We start from the raw sequence: 6,051 nt of genomic DNA, 5'->3' as shown, positions 1-6,051 counted from the left end.
GGGGTCATCGGGTCGACCGGTGAAGTGGTCATCGAAAGTGAATGCCTTTCTCTACCAAACAGAAACGCGGGACTCGAGATACCCGCAACCAGCTGGGGGGATAGCGGGAGCAGATGCATCTGGACAGGAAGAAGGTGTTCTCTACCAGGGGCAGTGGGTGTACCCGGTGGCCGAGGCTGCCCACCCCCCGCTCGGCGGAAGGTAGAACTGGTAGGAAGCGCAACCGTTGGGGTACTGCGCAGCCCGAGCGGTCTCGACTGCCAGGACGTCGGCCGAGGAGTCGATCACCCACTCCCACCCCTGCACCGGAATCGTGATATCTGCGTTGGCCAGGGCGGCCGGGATACCACTGTCACGGGCCGCGACGGTCAGGGCGTGAGTGAGGGGAACCTGCACCACCGGCGCGCGTAGTACGCCGGAACCGGCCCTTCGATCGTCACGGGAACAGCTGCAGCGGCCGGGGCGTTGGCGAGCAGAACCCCGGCGGCAGCAAGCGAGACTGCGGTGGTAGTGGCTGCGATTCTCTTCGTACGAGCGAAAGACATGATGCTCCTCAGGTAAGGATGAGCGTGAAAAGCATTGGCCGACAATCGAAATCGCTCCACGTGGCTGGAGACCCGTTGTCGGCTGAATCGAAATTGCGTGTCAGAGCCAGGTGGGGTCGGAATACACGAACACACTGTTGTCCGAGGTCGACGTCGACACCGCGAACTGTGCATAGGAGCGGACCGTGACCGGACCCATGCACGCATCGACCTTCACATGCACGTTCTCCGCCGTGATCGAGGCCTTCGATGATTCGAGATCCTTGATGCCGAGCGGAATAGTGGTGATCGTTCCCGGAGCGATGGTGGCCTGAATGCTCGGGTTCACCGAGGCGTTGACACCGATATTCGCGCAGGGACCCCTCCGGAGATGGACACACCCACCGATGGACCGAACGAGAACCCGAGCCCCACACCGAGTCCGGAGGAGACATCGATCTGGCACCCGATCTGCAGGCCCTGTTCGATGTATCCGGTCTTCACCGCCGTCTCACCGGCACCGGTGATGGTGCCGGTGACCTTCGCCGAGACGAACCCCTCCCGCGTGAACGCCGTCGTCGCCACGTTCGGAACCGGGTTGACCGACAGGTTGCTGGCAGTGAGATCGAGGGTCCAGCCGTCATCGGTGACCGTGCTCGCGAACTTGTCGGCCAACGGCGTCGGCGTCGCCGACGCGGTGCCCGCGAACGCAGCAGAACCCACCATCACTGCTGCCGACACCACCGCACAACCAGCCACGGCCCTCGATACGCCACGTCCCCGCACCGTCGAACCAGTGGTAGCGCTTGCCATCGTTTCCATGAGCGAGTCTCTCCGTACGCGTGTCGGTGATTCGACCGACCACAATGGTTGCTGAAAAATAACTGAAGATCTGCCCGGGACGGTACAACACCCCACACATCCCCGACAGTCCTTCGACACCCGAATCAGACCGGCGCCACCCGTACCGGGCGTAACAGAAACATCTTCGGGCAAGTACGACCAGGCGTTTTGGCGCATCACATGGAGTGACGCGCCTCATGGTCACGAAACGATGACGGCCCGAACTTGGCCAGCGGCACGATGGCATGTGTGGCGAACACCAGCCAGTTCACCGGTGAGGGTCCGGGTGACATGACCGTATTGACAGCAGTTCCCGGTGACGAACCGACACCGTGTGACGTCGACGTCTTACCCGATCCGGAAGGCGACAATCCCGTCGTTGACGCCATCAGCCGCCATCCGCACACGACCCCGATCTGACACTCTGCGCCCTCATGTGACGCATGGCCCAGAGGGTCCGGATCGAGCATCAGAATTTGGTTGACTCGGCCGCCGGTGAGGATCAGCGGCAGATAGGCGTGCATGACCTGCGGGTCGCCCAGCCCGAACACCGTCTTGTCCTGCCCATCGACGACGATGGTGCGGCTCTCCGTTACCAGCAGACCGATCAAATCCAGATGCGCGACAACGCGACTGAGATCCTCGTCGTCGAGGTACTCGGGTGCGTCGTCGGAGCGGACGACCGAGATCGTCGACACTCGGATCGGCGACGTTGATAGTGCCTCGAGCTGCCGGCGAGCGCCTTGGCGACAGGAAAACAGGAAGGGCAGTTCTCCGCCATTGACATTGGTTCTGCCCACGCCGTTCCAATGTCGGGACTGAGGCTGTCCGGTTCGACACCGTGAACTCATCACTTTCGCGCCGAAATCCGAGCACTGTGTTGAGTAAGTGTTGAGCTCACCGCACATCACCTCGAAATCGAAGAAGCCCCGAACCGCATCGCTGCAGTTCGGGGCTCCTTCTTCTGTGCGCCCGAAGGGATTCGAACCCCTAACCTCTTGATCCGTAGTCAAGTGCTCTATCCGTTGAGCTACGGGCGCATGTTCAGTTATCCAACTGGTCTAGCTGAACGGTAACGATCTACCGTTCGTGGCGGAGGCGAGAGGATTTGAACCTCCGGTCCCGGTGAAAGGACAAGTCATTAGCAGTGACTCCCATTCGGCCGCTCTGGCACGCCTCCTAGGCTGCCGGCCCTCTCGGACCGCCGAGGAAAGAGATTACCCACAGCGGAGGCCAGAAGGCAAAACGGCTGGTCGACGCCTCTGGTTCGCGCGTCGTTCGCGTAAAAGATGCTTGTTGCTCTTCAGCGCATGAAGCTGTCGAACCAGTCGAAGATCCGGGTCTGCGCGTCGACGAGTGCGGCCGCTGCGGGGTCGCTGTGATCGGAACTGCCGGGTTGTTCGCGGGGATGGTCGGCTCGATGCTTCAGCCCCGAATAGCTGACGACGTTCGTGGCCACTGAGGCGCGCGTGGCGGCGTCGCGAAGGGCTTCGATGTGTTCCGGTGGCGTGTGCGGGTCGTCCTCGCCGTAGAGACCGAGCCAGGGGGCCTGCAGCTTGGGTGCGGCCTCGACCAACGCGACAGCGTCGGAATTGAGCGGTTCGACGATGCCGGCGGCAGCAACACTGACCGCCGCCCCGACCGGACGGCTGGTGGCCACGATCAACGCTGCTGTGCCTGCGTCGTCGAACCCGATCACCCCGACACAATCGGGATAGACACCACGCTGGACGAGCCAGTCGGAGGTGGCATCGAAGTCCGCGAAGAGGTCGTCGCCGAACACTTCCTTGTCGTCGCCGTGGCCTCGGTGGAACAGGTTCGGCGCGACGGCGAGCCAGCCTTCGAGCGCGAGTGCGCGCAGCAGGTCGAGCAGAGACTCGGGCACTTCACGTGCCTCGTGCAGCACGACGATTCCACCGCGAGGTGGACCATCGGGTTCGACGGCCGTCAACGGCACTTTCTCGCGCGGGGGTGATTCGTGCGCGGTCGTGTCCACCACGTCGTCCGCACCGACTGTGGGCGCGGAGGCGGAACGAAGAACTGCGACGTCGCTCAATATTCCCGACATACTTATCGAAGATAGGACGATCGGTCCGGTCGTGCACTGCAATATCACGGACGCGCAGAAGTCAACCCCGAACCTGGGCGCATAATGGCAGCCGTGACCGCGCGCATCCGCCCCGACCTCGACGCCATCCCCGCCTACGTTCCCGGACGCACCTTTCCGGGCGCGATCAAACTGGCGAGCAACGAAACGACGCAGGGGCCGCTGCCGAGCGTGCGCGACGCGATCGCTGAGGCCGTCGGTGGCGTCAACCGCTACCCCGACAATCGAGCGACCGCGCTCGTCGAGTCACTGGCGAAGAAGCTCGGAGTCGCCGCGGAGAACGTGGCCGTCGGCAGTGGTTCGGTTTCGCTGTGCCAGGAGGTCGTACAGATCACCTGCGGTCCCGGCGACGAAGTGCTGTTCGCGTGGCGCTCGTTCGAGGCGTACCCCATCGTCACCAGCGTCGCCGGCGCAACACCTGTGCTGGTTCCGTTGACCGCCGACCACGTGCACGATCTCGACGCGATGCTCGCCGCCATCACCGACCGCACCCGGCTGATCTTCGTCTGCAACCCGAACAACCCGACCGGAACCGTCGTCCAGCGCGACAAGCTCGAGGCGTTTCTCGATGCGGTGCCGTCGAACATTCTCGTGGTCCTCGACGAGGCCTACTTCGAGTACACCCGCCCCGACGCAGGCAACCACACCGACGGAGTGGAGCTGGCACGCGGACGACGCAATGTGATCGTGCTGCGGACGTTCTCGAAGGCCTACGGACTCGCCGGCTTGCGGGTGGGCTACGCGGTGGCCGATCCCGAGGTGATCACGGCACTGTCGAAGGTGCGGATCGCCTTCGCAGTCAGCACCGTTGCCCAGCAGGCTGCGGTGGCGTCGCTCGAGGCGTCGGCAGAGCTGCTGGCCCGCACCGATGCCCTCATCGCGGAACGGGATCGTGTGCGCGACGCGCTCGTTGCGGGCGGCTACGACGTCGGCGCATCGCAGTCCAACTTCGTCTGGCTGCCGCTGGCCGAACGCTCGGGTGAGTTCGCTGCTGCTGCAGCCGAACAGGGCGTCCTGCTGCGCGCCTACGGAAACGACGGAGTGCGGGTCACCATCGGCGACCCGCACGAGAACGACGCGTTTCTGAAGTTCGCTCTACAGGCCTAGCGCGCGCTCGAGCGTCGGCCAGGATTCACGCAGGTCGTCCTGCCAGTACGGCCACTGATGGATGCCGTACGGGCGGTAGACCACTGTCGCGGGGATGTCCAGCGACCGAAGCCGAGTATCGAACACCGTTGTGCAGTACAGCGCGGCTGCCTCGAGCGGTCCGCCCATCAGGGCGCTCTCGACTCCGCTGCCACCGGGGCCGAGCTCGTACGGACCGGGTAGGCCGGTGCCGACGGACAGGTAAACGTCTTTGCCGCGGAGCGCCTCGGCATTACGCGAAGGATCGTGCTCGACCCACTTGGGATCGGTGTTCTCGCCCCACATGTTGGTTGCGTTGCCGCCGTTGGTGGCGACGGTGGCACGCACCGCGTCTTTGAAGTTGGTCTGCGAATTGTCATAGCAACCACTGAGGCCGGCGACGCCGGTGTAGAGGCTGGGGTGACGTGTCATCAGGTCCATCGCGGCCTGGGCACCCATCGAGACACCCGAGATCGCGTTGGTGCCGTTACCGGAGAAGCGCGCATCGATCAGCGGCGGCAACTCCGACGTCAGGAACGTCTCCCACTTGTTGACGCCCAGCACCGGGTCCGGCACGTTCCAGTCCGTGTAGTAGCTGCTCGATCCACCGACCGGGAGCACGACGTTGACCTGCTTGTCGGCGAAGAAGTCGACGATGTCGGTCTTCTGCGTCCAGGTGCTTTCCTTGTAATCGGATTCTTTGCCCGCGCTCACACCGTCGAGCATGTACAGCGTCGGACGAGACACCGCCTGCGCGGCCGGAAGAAGAACCTGGACCTGGATGGCGCGGCCCATGGCCGGCGACTCCACCCACACGGCAGCGCGGCGGTCGGTCAGCATGTCCACCCGATCGATGCGCGCCGAGGGCAATGGCTGGGACTGAGCTGCGATGCCAGGAGCCGCACCGGCGCCATCGGAACTGCCGGTATCAGGGAGCGGCTGCGCCCCGGCGAGACCCGACCCCAGCAGCGACACTGCCAGAGCAGCTCCCGCTACTGCCAACACTCGACGGTGCATCAGATTGCCCATCCTCCCCCGGCGCACCCTCACGGGGCGCAACACAAACAACATCCGTCACTCAACGTACCCACCGATATGCGCGCACGCTAAAGCTGTGGGTTCGCTCACAATAGCCGCGGATACACGGGTACAAAAGTCCGCGTGATCCTTTGTTACATGCACTCGAGACATAACGGTCTACCTGGTCGGATGTCCTCGCGGACACCGCTACCGCGAGGGCACTCAATGTGACATTCGGTGGACTTTTCGGGGGTCGATGTCACATCGAGTGGACCTCTGGGCGTGTCAGCCGCGGCCGGTTTCGCCCTGCAGCTTGTCGATCATTTCCGACGCCTGCGCCTTGTTGAGACCCTCGGGAACTTCCTCGCCCGCTTCCTGCGCAAGAGTGCTCAGGTAGCTCTTCTGCGGGCCGGTCATCGGCTCGTCGCCGGT

General features: G+C 63.8%; 7 protein-coding genes, 2 tRNA genes and 1 pseudogene. 1 reads left to right on the top strand and 9 read right to left on the bottom strand.

Translation table 11 applies throughout. The features are described from left to right. Positions 1–141: 141 nt before the first annotated feature. The 7 genes and pseudogenes from RHBS_RS22855 to RHBS_RS22830 form a co-directional block, all read right to left on the bottom strand. Positions 142–399: a hypothetical protein gene (locus RHBS_RS22855; protein ID WP_128646487.1), complete on the bottom strand. Its 258-nt coding sequence runs from the start codon at positions 397–399 to the stop codon at positions 142–144. Next, a complete protein-coding gene (locus tag RHBS_RS29830) occupies positions 369–545 on the bottom strand; it encodes a hypothetical protein (protein WP_236745405.1) in 177 nt (58 codons plus the stop codon). The genes RHBS_RS22855 and RHBS_RS29830 overlap by 31 nt, the downstream gene beginning before the upstream one ends. Before the next feature lie 100 nt (positions 546–645). Beyond that, positions 646–1,250: pseudogene (locus tag RHBS_RS22850) on the bottom strand (MspA family porin). A 293-nt stretch (positions 1,251–1,543) separates the two neighbouring features. Next, positions 1,544–2,065 carry a hypothetical protein gene (locus RHBS_RS22845; RefSeq protein WP_121871869.1) on the bottom strand — a complete coding sequence of 174 codons (522 nt, stop codon included), beginning with the start codon at positions 2,063–2,065 and terminating at the stop codon, positions 1,544–1,546. Positions 2,066–2,334: 269 nt separating this feature from the next. Beyond that, a tRNA-Arg gene (locus RHBS_RS22840) sits at positions 2,335–2,407 on the bottom strand. 50 nt (positions 2,408–2,457) lie between these two features. Beyond that, positions 2,458–2,547, bottom strand: a tRNA-Ser gene (locus tag RHBS_RS22835). A gap of 123 nt (positions 2,548–2,670) precedes the next feature. Continuing rightward, entirely contained in the window at positions 2,671–3,435 is a 765-nt protein-coding gene (locus tag RHBS_RS22830) for a dienelactone hydrolase family protein (protein WP_068054886.1), read from the bottom strand. A 93-nt stretch (positions 3,436–3,528) separates the two neighbouring features. On the opposite strand from RHBS_RS22830, the gene hisC reads away from it, so the two are divergent. Further along, positions 3,529–4,581: a histidinol-phosphate transaminase gene (gene hisC / locus RHBS_RS22825; protein WP_128646486.1), complete on the top strand. Its 1,053-nt coding sequence runs from the start codon at positions 3,529–3,531 to the stop codon at positions 4,579–4,581. On the opposite strand, the gene RHBS_RS22820 is transcribed toward hisC, so the two are convergent. Together RHBS_RS22820 and RHBS_RS22815 are read right to left on the bottom strand one after the other, a co-directional pair. Continuing rightward, positions 4,570–5,616: an alpha/beta hydrolase family protein gene (locus RHBS_RS22820; RefSeq protein WP_128646485.1), complete on the bottom strand. Its 1,047-nt coding sequence runs from the start codon at positions 5,614–5,616 to the stop codon at positions 4,570–4,572. The two genes, hisC and RHBS_RS22820, sit on opposite strands and share 12 nt — an antisense overlap. Before the next feature lie 288 nt (positions 5,617–5,904). Beyond that, positions 5,905–6,051, bottom strand: a 147-nt coding sequence (locus RHBS_RS22815; protein ID WP_128646484.1) for a DUF3072 domain-containing protein, incomplete at its 5' end; no start/stop codon positions are given.

The sequence above is a fragment of the Rhodococcus sp. BS-15 genome (assembly GCF_000813105.1).
In the GTDB taxonomy this organism is placed as follows: Bacteria; Actinomycetota; Actinomycetes; order Mycobacteriales; family Mycobacteriaceae; genus Rhodococcoides.
This window is presented reverse-complemented; position numbering and strand designations above follow the sequence as displayed.